Source organism: Mucilaginibacter myungsuensis (genome assembly GCF_015222005.1).
GTDB classification, from domain to species: Bacteria; Bacteroidota; Bacteroidia; order Sphingobacteriales; family Sphingobacteriaceae; genus Mucilaginibacter; species Mucilaginibacter myungsuensis.
In genome coordinates this window covers 38,645-60,724 of the sequence record NZ_JADFFL010000009.1, presented here as the reverse complement: position 1 = coordinate 60,724, position 22,080 = coordinate 38,645, and the positions used below count along the sequence as shown (strand labels likewise).

At 48.2% G+C, this 22,080-nt stretch carries 14 protein-coding genes; 6 read left to right on the top strand and 8 right to left on the bottom strand.

The features are described from left to right. The first annotated feature begins 641 nt into the window (after positions 1-641). The 4 genes from IRJ16_RS19225 (at position 642) to IRJ16_RS19210 (ending at position 14,060) form a co-directional block, all read left to right on the top strand. Entirely contained in the window at positions 642-10,292 is a 9,651-nt protein-coding gene (locus tag IRJ16_RS19225; protein WP_194113271.1) for a CshA/CshB family fibrillar adhesin-related protein, read from the top strand. Between the two features lie 30 nt (positions 10,293-10,322). Next, a complete protein-coding gene (locus IRJ16_RS19220; RefSeq protein ID WP_194113270.1) occupies positions 10,323-11,288 on the top strand; it encodes a PorP/SprF family type IX secretion system membrane protein in 966 nt (321 codons plus the stop codon). Between the two features lie 70 nt (positions 11,289-11,358). Beyond that, positions 11,359-13,434, top strand: coding sequence for an OmpA family protein (locus tag IRJ16_RS19215; protein WP_194113269.1), 2,076 nt, complete (start codon positions 11,359-11,361; stop codon positions 13,432-13,434). Positions 13,435-13,586: 152 nt separating this feature from the next. Further along, a complete protein-coding gene (locus IRJ16_RS19210; protein ID WP_194113268.1) occupies positions 13,587-14,060 on the top strand; it encodes a pyrophosphohydrolase domain-containing protein in 474 nt (157 codons plus the stop codon). Positions 14,061-14,096: 36 nt separating this feature from the next. Here the strand turns inward: IRJ16_RS19210 and IRJ16_RS19205 are convergent, their stop codons facing one another. The 8 genes from IRJ16_RS19205 to IRJ16_RS19170 all read right to left on the bottom strand — a co-directional run bounded on the left by IRJ16_RS19205 (position 14,097) and on the right by IRJ16_RS19170 (position 20,618). Continuing rightward, positions 14,097-14,798: a peptidoglycan DD-metalloendopeptidase family protein gene (locus IRJ16_RS19205; protein ID WP_194113267.1), complete on the bottom strand. Its 702-nt coding sequence runs from the start codon at positions 14,796-14,798 to the stop codon at positions 14,097-14,099. Positions 14,799-14,800: 2 nt separating this feature from the next. Next, positions 14,801-15,175: a 30S ribosome-binding factor RbfA gene (gene rbfA / locus IRJ16_RS19200; RefSeq protein ID WP_194113266.1), complete on the bottom strand. Its 375-nt coding sequence runs from the start codon at positions 15,173-15,175 to the stop codon at positions 14,801-14,803. A gap of 83 nt (positions 15,176-15,258) precedes the next feature. After that, positions 15,259-15,645 carry a hypothetical protein gene (locus IRJ16_RS19195; protein ID WP_194113265.1) on the bottom strand — a complete coding sequence of 129 codons (387 nt, stop codon included), beginning with the start codon at positions 15,643-15,645 and terminating at the stop codon, positions 15,259-15,261. Between the two features lie 14 nt (positions 15,646-15,659). Further along, positions 15,660-16,889, bottom strand: a complete 1,230-nt coding sequence (locus IRJ16_RS19190; protein WP_194113264.1) for an ABC transporter permease — start codon at positions 16,887-16,889, stop codon at positions 15,660-15,662. 491 nt (positions 16,890-17,380) lie between these two features. After that, positions 17,381-18,016, bottom strand: coding sequence for an MBL fold metallo-hydrolase (locus IRJ16_RS19185; RefSeq protein WP_194113263.1), 636 nt, complete (start codon positions 18,014-18,016; stop codon positions 17,381-17,383). 146 nt (positions 18,017-18,162) lie between these two features. Next, positions 18,163-18,738 carry a gliding motility lipoprotein GldD gene (gldD, locus tag IRJ16_RS19180; protein ID WP_194113262.1) on the bottom strand — a complete coding sequence of 192 codons (576 nt, stop codon included), beginning with the start codon at positions 18,736-18,738 and terminating at the stop codon, positions 18,163-18,165. Beyond that, positions 18,735-19,538, bottom strand: a complete 804-nt coding sequence (locus IRJ16_RS19175) for a shikimate dehydrogenase family protein (RefSeq protein WP_194113261.1) — start codon at positions 19,536-19,538, stop codon at positions 18,735-18,737. The genes gldD and IRJ16_RS19175 overlap by 4 nt, the downstream gene beginning before the upstream one ends. Positions 19,539-19,628: 90 nt before the next feature. Continuing rightward, positions 19,629-20,618, bottom strand: a complete 990-nt coding sequence (locus IRJ16_RS19170; protein ID WP_194113260.1) for a hypothetical protein — start codon at positions 20,616-20,618, stop codon at positions 19,629-19,631. Between the two features lie 55 nt (positions 20,619-20,673). On the opposite strand from IRJ16_RS19170, the gene IRJ16_RS19165 reads away from it, so the two are divergent. Together IRJ16_RS19165 and IRJ16_RS19160 are read left to right on the top strand one after the other, a co-directional pair. Next, positions 20,674-21,690 (top strand): dipeptide epimerase, encoded by a 1,017-nt coding sequence (locus tag IRJ16_RS19165; RefSeq protein ID WP_194113259.1) that lies wholly within the window; start codon positions 20,674-20,676, stop codon positions 21,688-21,690. A gap of 47 nt (positions 21,691-21,737) precedes the next feature. Continuing rightward, positions 21,738-22,079: a hypothetical protein gene (locus tag IRJ16_RS19160; protein ID WP_194113258.1), complete on the top strand. Its 342-nt coding sequence runs from the start codon at positions 21,738-21,740 to the stop codon at positions 22,077-22,079. Position 22,080: the final 1 nt, after the last annotated feature.

The following is a 22,080-nucleotide window of genomic DNA, read 5'->3' as shown; positions in this document are numbered from 1 at the left end:
TGATGGACTGAAAAAGAAATTTTCTCGGTATTGATCATATACCTTAACAATCGTTTAAAACCAAACCGCTCAATATATTCTACCACATATTTGGCACAATCGGGCGTGATGGCCCAATGCGCCGATCTGCCCCTGATCTTCAAATCCTTGGGCAGGCGCGGAGGGCTTTAAAAATATTGATCAATTTTTTGGCAAAAGATCTGGCAGGTATTTCGCAGATTTTTGTTAGGACAACTTTATAATGTACTTAACGTTAATAATGGCTTCTTCGAAAGGCAAATATTTTAACTAACAACTATTGGTTGTTAGCGTGCCAAACTTATTTGCATGCTGTGTAAAATTTGTTATAAATGATTACTTTTAACGCCAAAATGGGGCCGGCAAAAAAATGGCCTGCATTTTGACCTGTTATTTATACACTGCAACCGTTTACTTGTTTAAGTAATTGATAGATGATGCACGTTTTGAGACTTTTGTAAGCGGAAAAGTGTGATGGTTTTACTTAATAGTTACTGTATAAATAAATTTTACGTTGTCACAATATCTTATTAAGCAAGGCGGCATCCGCGCCGCAGCCTTCCGCACCTTTATTTTAAATTTTACGGTGGTAACTCCGCCTTTTCACGATCATATCTCCTAATATGGGCAATAAATACTTTTTAAGGTTTTTCATTGTGTTTGTGCTTGTTTTTCAGCTTTTTAACCAAGCTAAAGCGCAGCACTATGCCGTTGGCGGTACCGCCGGCTCTACACTTACGGGGTCGGTTTTCTGGCTTAACTGGGATCCTACTGTCGCAGGGTCTACGCTAATATCAGCACCCGCCAGTTCAGATGCTAACCACGTTACCGAGGGTACTTACGTTTGGCAATATTCGCCTACGGTGCGTATCACGGCTATCATGTCTAACCAGGTGTTCACCAACGCCATAACCATGGTCCCTTACACCCCCGGTAACTTTGAGGGTGATGGGTTGGATCTGCTCTATTCGGGGAATAATTTACCCAAGCCAGGTTCGCGTGGTATAGCAGGTACAGGTTTGGCAACCACCGGTAACTCTACCGCAACTTTTGATATCGACGTTAAGGTAGCTATCCTGATCAACGGTGTTTATACGGATGTTAACTACCCGGGTATGGTGATCGGCGATGCCGAGTCTATCGATTCGCAGGGCGAATATATCTCGGGTGATACCCCTAACCCTGTGGCCTGGCAGTTGCTGAACAAACGTTCGCAAGGGGGCGCGTCTGATGATCACTACCTGATGGACCTGTCTAACGGTGGCCGCTCTTTCCGCTTGCGTGCAGACCTTGCACCGGGAAACTTTGGTGTACAGGCGGTAATGTTTGCCCGTGGTGCCCGTAACCTTAATAACGTATCTATGCGTGGTTCGGGTATCACAGCTATGGCTATCGGCTTTGTGTTACCTTTTGATCTTGGCGATAACCCGGCAACCTACGGGGCAACCGGCCACTATATTGATAATTTTGCCATTACCGATGTTTTTTCGGGCGATGGTACTTACGCTGTAGTTAACTATCCAACTACACCGCTGATCCCGCAAGCCAACGTTTACATAGGGGCTAACAACGTTGATGCTGATGGTAACCAGATATTTGGTGCCGCTGCTACCAACGATGACCTTACCGGCGCTAATGATGAGGCCACACTCACTCCAAGTGCTCTGCCTGATCTGAGAGTTAACCAACCCGGCGATTACTCCGTTACCCTTCCCGTAACCAACGGTAAGAATGTACCTGCCACTTTATACGGCTGGATAGATTTTAACCGCGATGGTGTTTTTGGCGCTAATGAGGTGGTCACGGCAACTATCCCGGCTAATACAACCAATCAAAATATTACGCTTAATTATCCTAATGCGCTATTCTCGAGTATCATCAGGTCCGGTCTTTTATATGCCCGTTTCCGTATCTCCACCACCAATTTGGTTGATGTTGCTGGAACTACGGTGGATGAGCGCAGTACAGCCTTTGCCGCCGATGGCGAGGCCGAGGATTATAACCTAAAGAGCATTATCGGTATATCCATTTCGGGTACGGTAGTGAACGACCCTAACGGTAACCTTGATGCATCTATTTCCGGCATAGGCATATCAACTGTAGCAGGTTCGCAGTTGTTCGCTTATTTAGTAAGCGGTACTACCATTGTTAATAAAGCTGCTGTAGCCGCTAATGGCACTTATACTTTTGCCGGTGCCGATAACGGTACTTATATCGTCGCTATATCTACTAATAACGCAGCCATTGGTGGCACGTTAGCATCTGTCGCGCCCAACCTGCCTTTATCGTGGGTGCCATCGGGCGAGGCCTTTGGCCTTAACAACGGCGCAGGTACAGGTATCGAGACGGGTACGCCTAACCTGCAGATAGCGGTATCTACGCCAGGCACCAGCCTTGATGTTACCGGTCTGGATTTTGGTTTGGATCAGGCTCCTATCGCCGTCACCGATAACGTAACTGCTGTTGCCGGTCAGCCATTAGCCATTAACGTGCTGGCTAACGATTCGGATCCCGACGGTACGGTCGACATCACATCGGTACGTATCATTGATCCTGCCGACAACGTCGCCAAAACATCGGTTACCATCCCTAACCAGGGTACTTATACAGTGAACACTACTAACGGTGTGGTTACCTTTACCCCGCTGATCACCTTTGCAGGTACAAGCACCCCGGTAACTTATACTATCCGCGATAACTACGGTGCACCAAGCGCTACTAACCTTGTAGCACAGATCAGCGCCACCGTAAGGCCGGCGGGTGTTAACGATACAGATATCACCCTCATCAACACCCCGGTAACTACCAATGTAAGGGCTAACGACGGCGCCGTGAATGCTACGGCTACAGTGATCGCTACCCAGCCAACCAATGGTACAACGGTAACAGCCGGCAACCAGGTAACCTACACACCAAACACAGGCTTTACAGGTGTTGATACCTATACTTACACCTTAACTAACGGTGCATTGGTATCAGATCCTATCACAGTAACTGTTACTGTGAGCGCTGTGCCTATCGGTGTGCCGGATAATGGTACTACGCCAATAGCTACGGCCATTACCACTAACGTGTTGGCTAACGATGGTTCTTTCGCTATCGGTTCTACCGTGGCGGCAGGTACCGGTCCGGCAAATGGCGCTATTGTGGTGAACGCGAATAACACGATCACTTATACGCCTAACGCTACTTTCACAGGTGTAGATACTTACACATATACGATCACTAAGAACGCGGCAACATCTGCGCCGATCACGGTAACTATTAACGTGCAGCCGGTCGGTGCTAATGATGTTGCTACCACCCCGGTAAATACCGCCGTGGCTACCAACGTTAAAGCTAATGATGGCAACAGCGCAACAGGTACTACGGTAACAGCCGTGACCACTCCGGCTAACGGTACAACAACGGTAGCCGGCGACGTGGTTACTTACACGCCTAACGCGGGATTCATCGGTATCGATTCTTATACTTACAGGTTGTCTACCGCAGGTGGCATACAGTCAGATCCTATCACTGTTAACGTAACCGTTCGTCCGGTCGGTGTGGCCGATGCTTCATCAACGCCGATCAATACCGCTGTGGCTACTACGGTACTTGCTAACGACGGTGTGAGCGGGACCGGCGCTACGGTTACCCCGATCAACGGTGCTAACGGCACTACAGCAATTGCTGCAGGTGTGATCACCTTTACCCCGACCAGTAACTTTGTAGGTGTGACTACTTATACTTATACGCTGACCAGGAACGGTATCGTATCAGACCCGATCACGGTGACCATCACCGTTAACCCAGTAGCTGTGGATGATGCCGTAACCACGCCGCTTAATACGGCTATCGCTACTACCGTTACGGCTAACGATGGCCCGAGCGGTGTGAGTGCAACTGTTAATGCTGTTGCCGGTACCAACGGTACAATTTCGGCAGCGGGTAACGTGATCACCTTTACGCCAACAACAGGCTTTATTGGTACAGGCACTTACACTTATACTTTAACCAATAACGGCGCTACTTCGGCACCTGCTACGGTAACGGTTACCATCCGTCCGGTGGGTGTGGCCGATGTTGCAACTACGCCATTGAACACCGCGGTGACAACTACCGTTGTAACTAACGATGGCATCAGCGGCACAGGAGCTACCGTAACTGCCGGTAACGGTACCAACGGCACAACAGCTGTTGTAGGCGGCGCTGTAACTTATACGCCTAACACAGGTTTTATAGGTGTAGATACTTATACTTATACCTTAACTAATAACGGTGCAACATCTACCCCGATCACGGTGACCGTTAACGTTACCCCGGTAGGTGTGGCCGATGCTGCAACTACGCCGATCAATACCGCGGTTACCACCAACGTTATTACTAACGACGGTGCAAGTGGCACTGGCGCTACCGTTGCTGCTACGCCGGGTACTAACGGTACTACTACCGTAGCGGGTGGTGTAGTGACTTACACGCCAAACAATAACTTCATTGGTATAGATACTTATACTTATACGCTTACCAACAATGGCACAACATCGGCACCTATCACGGTGACCGTAAGGGTTAGGCCGGTGGGTGTGGCTGATCCTGCTGTAGTTACTGCGACCAATACGCCGGTAACAACCAACGTTATTACTAACGATGGCATCAGCGGAACAGGTACCACCGTAACTGCTACGCCGGGGACCAATGGTACTACTACCGTTAACGCGGCGGGTAATATCATTTATACCCCTAACCCGGGCTTTACAGGTACCGATACTTATACTTATACATTGACCACTCCGGATGGTGTAGTGTCTGACCCGATCACGGTGACCGTGACCGTTAGCGCGCTGCCTGCCGGTGTTGCCGATATCACTAACACACCGATCAATACCGCAACAACCACTGCTGTATTGGCTAACGATGGTGCCGACGGTGTTGGCGCTACCGTAGCTATCGGTACTGCTCCGTTAAGCGGAACAGCGGTTGTTAACGCCGATAATACGATCACCTTTACACCTGCTACCGATCTCATAGGCGTACGTACTTACACTTATACCTTGACCAGGGGCGGATTAACGTCGGGCCCGATCACGGTTACAGTGAACGTAAGGCCGGTGGGTGTTAACGATGCATCAACTACTAACATCAACGCTGCTATTGCTACAGTTGTAAAAACTAACGATGGCGCAAGCGCGACCGGTACTACTGTTACTATAGGCACAGTGCCTGCGCATGGTACCACAGCTATTGATGCCGCCGGTGTGATCACTTTCACCCCGACCACAGGTTACGTAGGTTTAGATACCTATACCTATATTTTAAATACTGCTGATGGTGTAGCATCGCTACCTGTTACTGTAAACCTGACCGTAAGGCCGGTAGGTGTTGCCGATGTGGCCGCAACTACGCCAGGCACACCAGTAACCACCGCCGTTAAAACAAACGATGGCGCAAGCGCGATAGGCACTACAGTTACAACCACCAACCCAACCAACGGTACAGTTACCGTTAACGCGGCCGGCGAGGTTACTTACACGCCTAACCCTGGTTTTGCAGGTGTAGATACTTATACTTATACATTGACCACTCCGGACGGTGTAACATCTTTACCGATACCGATCACGGTTAATGTAAGCTTGGTAGGTGTTGCCGATGTGGCCACTACTACGATCAATACACCTATCGCTATCACCGTTAAAGCTAACGATGGCGCTGTTGCGGCATCAGCTACGGTTACGGCCACTCAGGCCGCGAACGGTACGACCGCGGTTAACGCGGCCGGTGTGGTAACATATACCCCTAACACAGGTTTTATGGGTGTGGATACTTACACCTATACCTTAACTCAGGGTGGCGGCGTGTCTAACCCGATCCTGGTTACAGTTAACGTAAGGCCGGTAGGTACAGATGATGCCGTACTGACCAACGTTAACAGCCCGATAGCTACCACGGTAAAAGCTAATGACGGAGCCAGCGCTACCAATACAACGGTGACCGCTACACAGCCTTTGCATGGTACTACTACCGTTAGCGCTACAGGTGTAGTTACCTACACCCCAACCAATAACTACATTGGTTTAGATAGCTATACTTATGTGCTGACCACTGCCGATGGCGTTGCCTCTTTACCTGTTACCGTTAACGTAAGAGTAAGGCCGGTAGGTGTTGCCGACGCGATATCTGTAGTGACAAATACTGCTACCCAGATACCGGTAAAAGCTAACGACGGTAACAGTGGTGTTGGTACTACGGTTACCGCAACTACACCATTACATGGTACGGTTACAGTAAATGCCGCCGGTGTGATCACCTATACGCCAACAACAGGTTACACAGGTCCGGATAGCTTTACTTATACATTGACCACGCCTGACGGTGTATCATCTACCCCGGTTACAGTTAGCGTATCGGTAGGTGCTGCATTGCCGATAGGTAGTTCTGACCTGGTAGCTACCCCGGTCAACACCGCTATCACCGCCAACGTGGTGGGTAACGATGCTGATGGTGTTGGATCTACCGTTAACGCCGGATCTGTTGCTCCGTCGCATGGTGTAATAGTTGTCAATGCTGATAATACGATCACTTATACCCCGGCCGCCAATTATGTGGGTCTGGATAACTTTACTTACACGCTTACTAAAGCAGGGCAAACATCTACGCAGATAGTTGTGACCGTAGGCGTTATCCCTACGGGTGCTACCGATGCTACGGCTACCACAGTGGGCAGCCCGGTATTGGTGAACGTGAAAAATAACGACGGCCCAAGTGGCGCTTCGACCATTGTCGACATTGCCTCTAACCCGGCCAATGGTACAGCTACTGTTAATGCTGCGGGTGTTGTTACTTATACCCCAACTGCCGGCTACATCGGTGCAGACAGCTTTACTTATACACTTGTTACAACTGACGGTGTAACATCAGACCCGATCAGGGTGAACGTAACGGTGACCGCTGCCTTGCCGGTGGGTATTGCCGATGAGGTTACCACACCGATAAATACGGCTATCGTTATTGATGAGCTGGCTAACGATCCGGGCACAACGCCTGCAACTACTGTTACCTTAGGCACAGCGCCATTGCATGGTACCGTAACGTTAAATGCCAACCGTACCATCACCTATACCCCGGTAGGTACGTACACCGGCAAAGACAACTTTACTTACACCATCACCCGTAACGGTTCAACATCGTTACCTATCGCGGTGACCGTAAATATTAAACCGGTAGCGTCGCCTGATGCGGTATTTGCCGATATCACAGCGCCTACTATCATCACCGTTAAAGCTAACGATGGTAACAGCGCTACAAACAGCACCGTCACCGTTACAGCACCAACAAATGGTACGGCCACCGTTAACGCTAACGGACAGGTGATCTATACACCTAACCCTGGCTACAGTGGTCCGGACAGCTTTACCTACCGCTTAACTACCCCGGATGGTGTAGTGTCGGATCCGGTTACGGTTACCGTTACTGTGACCGCCGCGGCTGGTGTTGCCGATACTGATACAACGCCATTTAACACCCCTATAACTACTAACGTAAGAGCTAATGATGGCGCAAGCCAGGCAACAGCAACGGTGGCAGCAACCAACGGGTCGCATGGTACTACCGTGGTCAATGCCAATGGTACCGTTACTTATACTCCGATAAACTATGTTGGTTTAGATACTTACACTTACACGCTTACCAACGGTGGTATCACATCGGCGCCAATTACGGTAACCATCTCGGTTAAACCGGTAGGTACGTTTGATGGGGCCAGCACTCCGATCAATACCCCGGTTACCACTGCTGTTAAGAATAATGATGGTGCAAGCGGCGTAGGCACAACTATAATACCTACTAACGGTGCAAACGGTACGACCTCAGTTAACCCCGACGGTACCATCACCTACACACCTGCTACCAACTACACAGGTACCGATACTTATACTTATACGCTCCGCACATCTGATGGTGTGGTGTCAGACCCGATCAGCGTTACCGTAAGCGTAAGATTGGTGGGTGTGGCCGATAATGTATCTACCCTGGTTAACGTACCTGTTACCACTAACGTTAAAGCTAACGACGGTGTGAGCGGTAACGGTGCTAACGTAACCCCTACAGACGGCTTGCATGGTACAACCACCGTTAACGCGGCAGGGTTGGTTACTTATACTCCTAACGCTGGTTACAGCGGTCTGGATACTTATACTTATACCTTGTCTATCCCGGGTGCGGTATCAGATCAGATCACGGTTACGGTGAGCATTAAAGGTAATGGCTTACCGGATGTAGCTTCGACAGATGTTGGTACCCCGGTTGCTATTAATGTAAAAGGTAACGACGGCGCTACTAATGCCAACGCTACAGTTGTTCCGCTGAACGGACAGTTCGGTACTGCTATAGCCGACGCATCGGGCGTTGTGACCTATACACCTTCTATCGGTTTTATAGGTAATGATACGTTCACTTATACCCTGGTAACCCCTGATGGTGTCGCGTCTGACCCGATCACCGTTTCGGTGACAGTTAGACCACAAGGTGTGGCCGATACTTACAATACCCCGGTCAACACGGCGATCAACAATGCCATATTAGTTAACGATGGTGTTAGCGCTAACGGTGCTACCATTACACTGGTAACGCCACCTGCTAATGGCACCGCGGTACTGAATGCTGATAATACCTTCACCTACACCCCGGCAACAGGATCTGTAGGTGTAGATAATTACACTTACCGATTGACTAACAACGGTATCCAGTCTAACGCTATTTCGGTAACGATAAACGTTACGCCGATAGGTGTAGCCGACCTTAGTCAGACCCCGGTAAATACGCCGGTAACCATCAACGTGAAGGCTAACGACGGCGCTGCCGCTGCTACCGCTACGGTGGTGATCGCAACTCAGCCGGCGATCGGTACTGCTACGGTCAATGCTGCCGGTCAGGTGATCTATACGCCTGCCAATAATTATGTTGGTACGCAAACCTTCACTTATACATTAAATATCAATGGTGCTGTTTCAGCTCCGATCAATATTACGGTAATAGTTTACGCCAGCTCGATGACACTGACCAAGGTTGCTACTAACACGGTGACCAAAGTTGGCGATGTGATCAACTACAACATCGTAGTGACCAATACAGGCACAGCGGTGCTGAATAACGTTGTGGTGACCGACGCTGGTGCTGATGCGGGTTCTATCACCCCGTCTAACATCGCTATTTTACCGGCCGGTGCAAATGCAACAGTTACCGCAAGGCACACCGTAACCCAGGCCGATGTAGATAATGGCGGTTACGTGAACCAGGCATCTGTAAGGGCTACCGATCAAAGCGGTAACCCGATTGTAGGCCCGGTATCTGATGACCCGAATACTCCTGCACCTAACGATGGTACCAATACGGTGATAACTGCTAACACGGCTATCAAATTGACCAAAACAGGCGTGGCTACGGCAGATCAGATCACATACACCTTCCTGTTCGAGAATATTGGTAACACCACGCTTGTCGCGGTTAACCTTACCGATATTAAGTTAGGTATCAACAATCAGGCAATGATCATTCCTGGTGGTAGTTTAGCTCCGGGTGCTACCTTCACTTTCACCAGTGTGTACACGCTTACCGATGCCGATAAAACAGCAGGTACAGTGACCAACTCGGCTACCGCTACCGGTACCGATGGCAAAGGCAATACAGTACCAAGCACCGGCCCTACCGGTACTACTACCACCCCGTTAGTAGCCATGCCAAAAGCTATGGATGACGTAGCGGTACGTAACGGAATATCTCCGGTGATCATCCCGATCTTGGATAACGACGTGCAGGGAACTGTTGCGCTGGATCCGGCAACGATCACTATAGGTACACCGCCATCAAATGGTTCGGTAACTATTAATGCTGATGGTACGATCACTTATACGCCGAATGCCGGCTACACCGGTCCGGATGCGTTCACTTACCGTGTGAAGGATGTTAACGGTAACTTTACCAACGAGGCAACGGTTAACATATCAGGTTCGGGTGTGGCATTAACGCCGCCAACACTGTTCACACCTAACGGCGATGGTGTTAACGATACCTTCGAGATACGTGGTTTAGGCGCCTTTGCGGTGAATGATATTACCATCACCAACCGTTGGGGTAACGCGGTTTACCGCTCTACCGGCAACTATCAGAATAACTGGACAGGCGAAGGTTTGAACGAGGGCACCTATTACTATGTGCTGCGTTTAAAAGTGAACGCTGCTGATGGCAATTACCTGACGGTTAAAGGATGGGTAACATTGTTAAGGACTTTTAAGAAATAATTACCGGTAGGTAAACGATAGAAAATGATCATGAAACGATATTTTATAGTAGTAATGTTAATGTTGTGCACGGTGGCCGTAAAAGCCCAGCAGGATGCGCAGCAGAGCCAGTACATGTTCAATGGTATCTATATCAACCCTGCTTATGCCGGTTATAAAGAGAACCTTAACCTGCACGCGTTCTACCGCTCGCAGTGGACAGGCATATCGGGCGCGCCGCAAAGCATGTCGCTGGCTATCGATGCGATAGCTAACGAGGGCAATGTAGGTTTGGCTTTCCAGCTATCGCACGATAGGTTGGGCGCGCAAACCAATATGGCCGGTTACCTTAACTACTCGTACCGCTTAAAAATGAACCAGGAAGGTTCATCCAGGCTGGCATTTGGTTTAGGTTTGGGCGGTATGCAATTAGGCATTAACGGCGCTATGCTGAATCCGAATGATCCGGAACCTAACCAACCTACCACCACGCAAAGCGTGATCTTGCCTGATGCAAGGGTAGGGGTTTATTATTCGGATAATACCATGTATGCGGGCGTATCGGCAGATAACCTGATATCGCAATATGTGAACATTAAGGATTATGCTTACATCCCGCAACCAAAGCCACACTTTTACCTAACAGGTGGTGTATTGCTGCCGTTGGATGAGGACTTTATCCTAAAACCAAGTGTATTATTAAAAGACGATACCGGCGGCCCGACCAGTTTGGACCTTAACGCGTTTTTGATCCTTGGCCAAAAATTATGGTTAGGCGGATCTTACCGTACAGGTGTTAAATTATATAATAAGCCATATTTGCAAAATGGTTTAACACAGTTAAATTCTGTAATAGGCGCGGCTCAATTTTTCCCGAACGAGTCTTTCAGGATAGGTTATGCTTATGATATGTCTATCGGCCCGCTGAGGAACTATAGCTCGGGCACACACGAGATATCTATCGGTTTTGCTTTTGGTGGCAAGCCTGGCAGGATGTTATCGCCAAGGTTCTTTTAACCGTAAGGCGATAAGCAAAAAGGAATATGATATCGATACAATAGTTTGATAAAAAGGAATTAGCGTACAAATGAAAAAACTACTGAATACCGGCTTACTTATCATCGGCATGTTGGTGCTGACGGTCTCGGCCGCGCATGCTCAATACGCGTTAAAACTGGGCGACGAGCAGTTCAACCAGTTCAACTATGTAAAAGCCATAGCATACTATCAGGAAGCTTTCCAAAAGAAAGAGTCTGTGCATGCAGCCGAGCGTTTAGCTGATAGCTACCGCCTGACCAAAAATTACGAGCAGGCCGAACTATGGTATGCCCGCGTAATAGGCATGACGGGTAGTGCCCCTGAGAACGTGCTGAAGTATGCCGCGGTGCTGCGCAACAACGCCAAATTTGCCGAGGCTAAAGATCAATATGCTAAATACGCCACGCTTAAGAAAGTGAGCGACGAGCAATTGCAGATCTGGCAGGCATCTTGCGATTCGGCAGTGGTTTGGATGAAGAACCCGAACAACAACATCAGCATCAGGAACGAAACCAAGTGGAACAGTGACCGGTCTGACTGGGGCGCGGTAGCTTATAATGGTGGCGCGGTTTTCTCATCAGACAGGAACAACGAGAATATTAAAGGTGCGGTCACCACAAAAAAGAAAGGCCTGATCCGTTTTGACGAGGTTAACGGCATCAGCAAAAACACTTACGGCTGGACCGGTAACAACTACCTGAGGTTATACGAGACCAATGCCGATTCGACCACCAAATTATTCCCAATAACGCCGGGTACCGACTACCACATTGGATCAGCTTCGTTCACCGAAGATGGTAACGAGATCTTCTTCACACTGACCCGTATCCCTAAAAAAGGTGTTAAGACCACGGATAAGACCATCCACATTGAGATATATTCGAGCAAGCGTGATGCTACCGGTAAATGGGGCGCGCCGCAACCGTTCAGGTATAATAAGATAGAGGAGTATTCGGTAGGTGACCCTTACATTACTCCTGATGGACAAACGTTGTACTTTGTATCTAACAAACCGGGTGGCAAAGGTGGCACCGACCTGTACTATTGCCAGCGCGAGGCCGATGGCAAATGGGGCAGCGCGGTAAACATTGATGCACTGAACACTGCAGGTAACGAGCGTACCCCGGTGCTGGATAAAGAGAACAACTTCTTTTTCTCGAGCGACGGTGCGGTAGGCATTGGTGGTTTGGATATTTACAAGTCTACCAAGGATGGCGAGGCTTTCTCGATGGCCCGCAACATGGGTTCGCCGTTGAACACCCCGCACGATGACTTTGCTTACATTAAGACCAGCCCCACCACAGGTTACTTTACATCAGACCGCCCGGGCGGAAAAGGCAGCGATGATATCTACAGCTTTGTGGAGATATTGATGATCAAGTTGCGTTTGGAAGGTATCGTATCCGATAAAAACACGCAGATACCTGTTGACCAGGCTTTGGTAAGCTTATCAAAAGCAGGCGGCAGCGATATTAAAATGACCACGGACGCTACGGGTAAATACTCGTTCGACCTTTCAGAGAATTCGGATTATAGCTTGAAGAGCCAGAAGAACGGTTACACGCAGGATAGCTTAAGCTTTACTACCGTAAACATCAAAGTATCGCAAACCATTAAAAAGGACCTGAGCATGGGCCGCGATAATAGCCCTATTGCCGCTGCCAATGTGGTTACTACCGGCGACGGGGAGCGCTTGCCTAACAAGGTAATGGTGCCGGAGATGAACACCGTAGGTGGCTTGGCCCGGTTCAATAATCTTACGCTAAATACGCCAATGCGTGTAGGTAAGATCTACTACGATTTTGATAAGGCCGACATCCGTCCGGATGCTGCCCGCGAGTTGGATAAGTTGGTAAAGATCATGAACGATTACCCGAACATCTCGATAGAACTGGGATCTTACACCGATAGCCGTGGGGTAGATATTTATAACCTGGATCTGTCGCAACGTCGCGCTAACGCTGCTGTGGCTTACATTGTGGCAGCGGGCATTGATAAAGCACGTATTACCGCCCAGGGTTACGGAGAGAATGGTTTGGTGAATAAGTGCGCCAATGGCGTTAACTGTACGCCATACCAACATCAGCTTAACCGCCGTACCGAGGTTAAAGTGGTGAAAAAATAACAACCCTATCCAAAACGCTTAAGCGCCATCTTTTGTAAAAAAGGGTGGCGCTTTTGCTTTAGGCGAGATGGGTATATGTGCAAAACTTACAACGCGATGTTCAATACCGAAAACGAATTTTTGTTTACTTTGATGCTTTAAACGATCTGGATATGGAAGAACCAAAAGCACTCAACTCGGTAGCGGAGTTTCATCGCACCTTTAAACACCCGATACAGGATAGACCGCAAATGCCGTCGAAAGAGCGTGCTGCTTTGCGTGTGTCGTTATTGGCCGAGGAATTGAAGGAACTGCAGCAAGCTATTGAAGATAATGATATGACCGAGGTGGCTGATGCGCTTTGCGATCTGCAATATGTATTGTCGGGCGCGATACTGGAGTTTGGCCTGGGCGAAAAATTTAAGACCCTGTTTGGCGAGGTACACCGCAGCAACATGAGCAAAGCCTGCAAAACTGTTGAAGAAGCCGAGCAGACCATTGCCCACTACTTAGCCAAAGACAATACTGAAGCGCACTATAAAGAGATAGACGGCCTGTTCTTAGTTTATCGCAATGCCGATAATAAAACATTGAAATCGGTAGCCTATTCGCCCGCCGGCTTAAAGGCAATGATGGAATTGCTGTAATTAGCCCGAAATTGTAAAGGCATCCCCCGCTTTGTGCTATCTGTTAAAACGCAACAGTAGTTCAGGGTCGGGGATGTTCTGTTTTAATGCTTCTTGTTGGGAATAGAGGCCTACACCGGGATAGTCGCCTTCGCGGCCGCCCATATCGAACATTAATTGAAAGTGCAGGTGCGGCGGCCAGCTGCCGTTTTCGGTTGCATCACCAAAGGTCGCCATCGGTTGGTTCTTTACAAACGGTTTGCCCTCGTACAGGCCGTCCAAGCATTCTTTATTCAAATGCCCGTATAGGGTATAAAGGACCAGTCCATTCAGGTCATGCTCAAGGATGATGGTAGGGCCGTAATCACCAAAGTTATCGTTGTCCTGAAAACTGTGGACCTTACCAGCCAAGGGCGCATAAACAGGTGTGCCTGCATCGCCCCAGATGTCTACACCTAAATGCAGGCGACGTGGCTCTTCATCAGTATTAAATAAAGCGCTGCGGGCGTACAAAGTGCGGTTCTCCATGTAACCACCAATGCCATATCTATAACCGTCATCTTTTAATTTGCGGTTAACCCAAGCGCTGAACTTCGCCGTGTCGTTCACATCATCCGGACTTAGCTCGGTATTTGCCGATCTAAAGTCGAAGGTGTATAGTTTATCCACGGTGGGGTCATAGTCAACCACTTTACCTACCGCTTCGGGATGTTGCAGCAGATATTGCTCGAGTAATTGGTGCTTATCGTCGGCCTCCAAAGTTATTCTTCGGTGTCGGGTTGGCGTTCTTCTTTAGCTATCTTATCAAAGATGGCATCCATACGCTCTACGTATTCGCTGGTATCGTCCACAAAAAATTCAAGCTGGGGTACAACCCTTACCTGATCTTTAATGCGTGCACCCAGTTTGTAACGGATCTCATTAGCGTGCGAGCGGATAGTTTGCAGGGCCTGCTGAGAATTGCCCCCGTTAAAAAAGCTCAGGAATATGCGGGCCAGCGCCAGATCCGGAGTTACACGCACCTTGGTGATGGTAACCATGGCATTAGGCAGGTATCCGCTGCCCTCGCGTTGAAATATAGTAGCCAGGTCTTGCTGAATTACCCCGGCGAATTTTTGCTGACGTTTTGATTCCATTTTTCTTAGGTTAAAGCTTAAAGCACAAAGCTAAAAGCTGGGTTGGTTGATCGACCCCCGATGTCCGACTTCTGACTTAAGACTTAATTATCGCACATACCCGCAGGTATCTCTTTGGTTATTTTAATTAGTTTTTTCACCACGATAGTGCTGTCGAACTCTGATGCCTCCCCATCAGGCCCCGACTTTATTTTTTCGCCCTCTACTTCAACATATACCGGCTCGTATGGTTTTTCTATGATGAGTTGCGAATACTTTAATTCCAGCGTAGCCGAACTATCTGCCGCCCAAAATTCCTGCCCGGTCTCGCAATTTTTGAACGACTTTACCTCGGGGCCAAAGCTATACAAGCCACGGTAGATCACACGGCCTTTGGCTTCTTTTTGTTCGCTTTTATGATCGTTACCACCGCAACCCACAACTGCGGCTAACAACATGATCAATAGAATGGCGGCTGATATATGCTTCATAACCTCAAAATAAATTACAATTCGTTCTTGATCTCGCCAAGTGTTTTCACGCTTAACCTTGCACTAATAGCTGATGCAATTACAGCGATGGTCATCACCGTGCCTAACACCACCAGGATGTCCAACGGGTGTATCTCGACCGGGTAAGCATCCATCACAGTTAACGCGCTCCCCATTTTGATAAAGCCGTACACTTTTTGCAAAATGCAAAATATCAGCCCGGCGACCAGCCCCGACACACAGCCGATGCCCGATATCATCATACCTTCGTAAAAGAAGATACCCTGGATGATGCGTTTACCTGCACCCAGTCCGGTAAGGATAGCGATATCCTTTTGCTTATCCATCACCAACATGGTAAGCGAACCTATGATGTTAAATATAGCGATAATAACCACAAAAGTTAATATCATGTAAACCGACAATCCCTCGTTGTTCAGGATCTTGTACAGGTTTTCGTTCTGCTGGTAACGGTCTTTAACGATGTAGTTGCTGCCTGCTTTTTCCTTTATTTCTGTTAACACGGGGGGTAGGTCGGTGCCTTTTTTAAAGTTGATGTTGAGTGCCGATACGTTCACCGGTTCGTCCAGCAGTTCGCGCGTGAATGCGATCGGAGTGACGACGATGCCATCAAAATCCTGCTGTACCGAAAATACACCCGAGACCGGGATGCTTAAATGATTAAAATCATCCAGCGGGTTGAACGAGGTCACCGCTTTGCGGCGCGGTGTCCAAACCTCTATCTGATTGCCGAAAGGGTCTTTAATAGATACGGCCAAACTATTCTGTACCGTAGCACCTATCACCGCCTGATCGGCACCTTTAGCGTGGAGCGTGAATGAGCCGTTCTCGGTCAGGCTGTCCAAGCCTTTGTTATTCAAAAACTCATCACTTACGCCCTCAATGGTGGCAATGAAGGGGCGGTCGTTATAACGGATAAGTACCTTGTCCTGCAAAACATCGGTAAAAGAAAATACCCGCGCGTCTTTACGTAAGGCTTTAAAATAAGGCGTGTTAGGGTCGAAGGTCTTTCCCTTAGCCGGCTCTATGCGTATCTCGGGCGTAAAGTTGCTGTACAAAGATAGCACCACGCCCTCCAACCCGTTAAACCCCGACAGGATGATAAACAAAGCCGCGCTGCCCACAAACACCCCCAACATAGAAATGCCCGAGATAATGTTTATCGCATGCATCTTTTTATGCGAGAACAGGTATCTTTTGGCTATGTAGAGCGAGGTGTTCATCAGATGCAAAGATATGAAACCCCCCGACCCCTTAAAGGGGGAGGGGATAATAGTTCAATTAACGCCCATATAACCCAAATTGTTCCCCCTTTAGGGAGTTATGGCAATGTCATTAAGTTAGGAGAACCTTATTTGGGTTTCGGTTTGTAGCGTCGTAAAAACAGAAGATGAGCATTGCCATAGGTACTGAACTTATTTGGGCACCTGCGACGCGCATTGATCTACGTACATTTAATTATTTTACGAGCAAAATAATCCATAACAAAGAACGCCGTAGGTAAATAGTCAATTCTTTTTAAATATTTGACTATCACATACTTAAAAAAAAGTAGATTTTAAAAAATGTTAACCTTTGTAAACTTTCGCCCCGTCGTTTGTGTCCACACAAGGGAATTGTTCGCGAGGGTAGCTATAGTTGCCTGTGGGGACGCAGCGACGGGGCGGATAGCTTTTATTTCTTAACTTAATGACATTGGGGGGAGGGGCTGGGGCTAAAAGAACGGATTCATCCTTTTCTCGTACCCGATAGTGGTCTCCGGACCGTGGCCAGGCCAAACGGTGCAATCCTCGGGCAGGGTGAAAAGCTTCTCTTTAATGTTATCGATCAGTTGCTGGTGGTTGCCGCCCGGCAGATCGGTACGGCCAATGCTATTGCGGAATAACACATCGCCGCCAACCAAAAAGTTCTTTTTACGATGATAGAAGCACAAATGCGCAGGCGAATGGCCCGGAGCGAAGATCAACTCCAGCGTGGTATTACCAAAGCTGACAGTGCCTGTCTCGGGCAAGTAAACTTCAGGCAGGGGAGACAGATCGTACTGCAGACCCATCTGCGCCGTCCAAGCCGGGGCTGCCATCAGCACCTCTAACTCGCCTTTGTGGAATTGCGGCTTTAGGCCATAATTATCGAAGATGAATTTATTGCCGAAGATATGATCATAATGGCAATGCGTATTCAGTAGTAGCGTTGGCTGAAGATCGTTGCTGTTGACAAAGTTGACCACCGCGTTCTGATCGAAGGCCGTGTACATCCCCGGGTCGATAATGGCGCACTCGCCGGTATTATCGTAAACGATATAAGTGTTTTCGCCGATGAGGCTATTGGTGAAGGACTTGATGTTGGCCATGTTTTTTAAGGAATTCGAAATGCGGAATGTCAAATGCGAAAGTAAGAAAAATGCGAAGGTCGGAATGTCAATTGCGAAAGTAAGCTCGGCCGATGCTTCTCAAAATGTCATTTCGCATTTGGCACTTCGACTTTCGCATTCATTTCTCACTGCTTCCATCTAAAGCTTTTGATCATAACGTCCAGGTCCTTTTTCACAAAGTCCATTACCGGTTGGATGGAGTCGATGCGGGGTTTAACGTTGAAATATAATGATCCGCGGATGTAGTGGTTGGTACTGTCGGTCAGGAAAAACTGTGCCGATGAAGCAACATTACCCTCGATAGAATAATACACCCCAAATACATTATAGAATGAATTATTGATGGCCGCCTGATCTATCGACGTCGCTTTTACTGTATGCTTGGAGGCCAGTTTGTAGCTATCCTCTACCAGCATGTTGAATATCTTTTGATTGGCAACAGGCTCGTAAGTTAAATGCAACGTACCATTGAACTGCGGGAACTGGACATTCAGCCAGCAAGGCATAGCATTGCGGTTGCGGTCGGGTTCTATAAACGCGTACGTTGGGTATTTAAAATAGAACGGGCAGCCGCCGGTGTAATCCTGATATTCCTTTTTAGGCAAAGGTATGCGGAAATAGCCCCGTGGTTTGGGCGAGTAGTCGCCATCACCGCACGAGCAAAGTAAGCAAACGATCAATGCAAAGAATAGCCCTCTCATGGTTTTACTTTTTGAGTATTCCAGATCTCCCATGATCTTTCGGCTTGCAGCACCAGCATCTCGTAACCATTTTTAGTGGCCGCGCCCTGCTCATGGCCTTTTTTTAGGAAAAGTGTTTGCTCGGGATTGTAGATCAGGTCGTATAACAAGTGTTCGGAGGTAATGTATTCGTACGGTATCGGCGGGCATTCATCTACATTAGGCGATGTACCGACAGGGGTAGAGTTGATGATCAGCGTATATTCTTCCATCATCTTTTTGGTGACAGCGTCATAACGGATAGAGTTCCTTCCTTCCGGCCGGCGGGTCACCAGTTTGTATTCGATATCCAGTTTATCCAGCACACATTTCACGGCACGGGCGGCACCACCATTGCCTAACAGCAAAGCTTTTTTATGATGCTTTTTCAGCAAAGGTTTCAGCGAATGCTCAAATCCGTAAACATCGGTATTGAAACCTTCAAGTTTAAAATCATGGTCCTGTATGCCCACCTCGCCGGCAAAAGCGGCGGCAACGGGACTTTCGGCCGCAATACGGATGCAGTTAACTGCGCCAACTTCTTTAGCCTCCTCGCTCACCCAGTCCAGGTAACGTACAACTCCTATTTTATGCGGAACAGTGACGTTCAGCCCGCAAAGTTTGGGGTTAGCGCGCAATAACTCAGGAAAGTCGCTCAGGTTGCTCAGCTCGTAAAGATCATAAACATGATCCTCGATATTTTCCTTCTCGAATTTTTCGGTAAAGAACTTCTTAGAGAACGAATGCGTAAGCGGATAACCAATAAGCCCGTAGAATTTCATAAATATTGTGGTATACGCAAAGAAACAGTTTTATCTGCACAACGGGGGTTGTATTAGATAATATTAATGATCCTTGACAAGTAGTGATGCTTACGCCGGCAACCCAACTTCCCCCGCTGGTATCAACTCCCCATCCTCCCGCGTTAAAAAGGTCATCGGTTTTTCGGGATTCTTGATGATCTCTAACAACAAAAATCCCCATTTTTTCCAAAAGTTCTCTAAAACCTGGCCAAAGGTTTTGCCTTGCCAGTGATCAAACAGCGGCCGGCTATCCATCCCGCGGAGGGGCATGGCTTCAATGTATAATTCTTCGCCAACGGGGAGCAGATTGTATTCGGGCAAGCGGTTGAACAGATAGGCCGAGTAGAAAACCCGGGCACACATCTCCTCGAATTGGATCGGGTGTAAAGGTGTTTCGCCGATCTTGTCCAGCAGTTGTTTGTGGTAACGCAGGTTGGCGGTATTGTCTTGCAGGCAAATGATCAAACCCATATCGCGTAAGCGGATAGAGAAGGTAAGGGTGTTGATCTCGTCGCGGTACACAAATTCATCGGGCGCGTTATCTACTTTGAACAGGAACAGGCTGAAAGGTGTGAATTCATCAAAAATGATCGGATGGTTAATACCCTGCAACATCAGCAACAGGTGACTGAACTTGTGCCTGATCGCTTGCGACATCACAAATTGCTCGCCCTGGGCATACTGCATTTTTATGCCCGATTGCACCTCATTAAAGATCATACCGTACAATAATTTACCGGCCCATTGAAATATCTTGATCGGATCCAAGGCCTTAACAGCATCGTAACCTTTGTCGAAAGCTTCGGCTATCTCCTCTTCTAACGGGATCAGGAACTGATTATTCAGATCGGTAGAGCAGGGTATCTTGAGGTCTTTGTAAGTGGTGATGCTTTCGTCTAATAATTTGAACGGGCGCTCTTCCAGCGCATAGCGCGTCATCAGCCATTGCGGGAATACCTGTATGCGTTCTTCTTCGGCATCAACAGGCGTGCCGGTTAAAAAGCAGTTACGGTTACTAAAATTAAATCGCTCGAAGGGGTTGTAAACTTGTACCGCCATAAGCCACAAAGATAAGCATTGATGTAACCGAAAAATTTTAGCTTTGAATTTTAACATGCAACTGACTTACCGCCCATACGATCTATTGCTCAGGTACCCGTTCACCATATCGGGTTTCTCGCGAACGTCGACCCCATTGATGATGGTGCAGATCACTCATGAGGGCTACATCGGTCATGGTGAAGCATCCATGGTGCCCTATATGGGCGAGAGCCACCAAAGCGCCTCGGAGTTTTTAAGTAAGGTCGATGCCCGGCAGTTCAAATATCCGTTCGACTATGCGGCGATCATCGCTTACCTCGATAGTATCGCCCCAGGGCAACCTGCTGTAAAAGCCGCGATCGATATTGCCCTGCACGATCTGGATGGCAAACTGCGAAGCAAACCCTGCTGGCAGATCGTAGGTAGTGACCCCGCGCTGATGCCCGTCACCAGCGTCACTATCGGTATCGACACCCCCGAAGTTGTATTGCAAAAAGTAAAAGATGCTGCTTCTGCCAAAGTGATAAAAGTGAAATTGGGCCGTGATACAGATAAGATTTTGATCGATACCATTCGCTCAGTGACCAATGTGCCGCTTTATGTAGACGCTAACCAAGGATGGACAGACCGTGAGCAGGCCTTAGATATGACTTATTGGCTAAAAGAGCAAGGTGTACAACTGATCGAGCAGCCATTTGCCAAAACCGATATCGACGCCAATGCCTGGCTGACCGATCGAAGCCCGATCCCCATCATTGGCGATGAAAGCGTGCAACGTTTAGCTGATGTAGACAAAGCCGCAGGTGTTTATCACGGCATCAACATTAAACTAATGAAATCGGCCGGGATGTATGAGGCTAAGCAAATGATAGACCGTGCCCGCGAGTTAGATCTGAAGATACTGATCGGTTGCATGAGCGAGACCAGTTGCGCAACTTTAGCCGCCGCAGCTTTGGCCCCGCAATGCGACTGGGCCGATCTGGACGGGCCTTTTTTAGTAAGCAACAACCCGTATGCTGATCCGGAATTTAAGGGTGGCAAATGGGTATTAAGCAATAATTATGGGTTAGGTTTATCTCCTTTAGTTTGACTATAATGGTGAAAACTCAAAATAGAAAATTTGTTATCGCCGTGGCGATGCTCGTTCTTGTAATGCTGACCGGCATTGGAGCAAGGGGGTATCAGTTGAGCCGGTCACATTTTGATATAGATGTGATGACCGACGCACTGGCGCCCGTTGCCGCGCAAATAGCAATAGGGACAACGATAGGTTATTATGCAGATGAGCCATCGGATGCGTTGTACAACGAGGCGGCTTACATATTGGCGCCTGTTATCTTATCAAAAAATATGGGTAAGGACACCGTCTTGTACATCCACAAACGGGATCTGCCATTGAAACAGGTGCCCGGTCATCAAGCGTTCCTGATAAGCGAGACCGAACAGTATCAGTTGATCCTGACCAAAAAGACCCCATAGT

What these genes read in the sequence shown, in the direction of transcription:
- IRJ16_RS19225 (WP_194113271.1), top strand. Translation starts at nt 642, where the DNA reads ATGGGCAATAAATACTTTTTAAGGTTTTTCATTGTGTTTGTGCTTGTT.
- IRJ16_RS19220 (WP_194113270.1), top strand. Translation starts at nt 10,323, where the DNA reads ATGAAACGATATTTTATAGTAGTAATGTTAATGTTGTGCACGGTGGCC.
- IRJ16_RS19215 (WP_194113269.1), top strand. Translation starts at nt 11,359, where the DNA reads ATGAAAAAACTACTGAATACCGGCTTACTTATCATCGGCATGTTGGTG.
- IRJ16_RS19210 (WP_194113268.1), top strand. Translation starts at nt 13,587, where the DNA reads ATGGAAGAACCAAAAGCACTCAACTCGGTAGCGGAGTTTCATCGCACC.
- rbfA (WP_194113266.1), bottom strand. Translation starts at nt 15,175, where the DNA reads ATGGAATCAAAACGTCAGCAAAAATTCGCCGGGGTAATTCAGCAAGAC.
- IRJ16_RS19195 (WP_194113265.1), bottom strand. Translation starts at nt 15,645, where the DNA reads ATGAAGCATATATCAGCCGCCATTCTATTGATCATGTTGTTAGCCGCA.
- IRJ16_RS19190 (WP_194113264.1), bottom strand. Translation starts at nt 16,889, where the DNA reads ATGAACACCTCGCTCTACATAGCCAAAAGATACCTGTTCTCGCATAAA.
- IRJ16_RS19185 (WP_194113263.1), bottom strand. Translation starts at nt 18,016, where the DNA reads ATGGCCAACATCAAGTCCTTCACCAATAGCCTCATCGGCGAAAACACT.
- gldD (WP_194113262.1), bottom strand. Translation starts at nt 18,738, where the DNA reads ATGAGAGGGCTATTCTTTGCATTGATCGTTTGCTTACTTTGCTCGTGC.
- IRJ16_RS19175 (WP_194113261.1), bottom strand. Translation starts at nt 19,538, where the DNA reads ATGAAATTCTACGGGCTTATTGGTTATCCGCTTACGCATTCGTTCTCT.
- IRJ16_RS19170 (WP_194113260.1), bottom strand. Translation starts at nt 20,618, where the DNA reads ATGGCGGTACAAGTTTACAACCCCTTCGAGCGATTTAATTTTAGTAAC.
- IRJ16_RS19165 (WP_194113259.1), top strand. Translation starts at nt 20,674, where the DNA reads ATGCAACTGACTTACCGCCCATACGATCTATTGCTCAGGTACCCGTTC.
- IRJ16_RS19160 (WP_194113258.1), top strand. Translation starts at nt 21,738, where the DNA reads ATGCTCGTTCTTGTAATGCTGACCGGCATTGGAGCAAGGGGGTATCAG.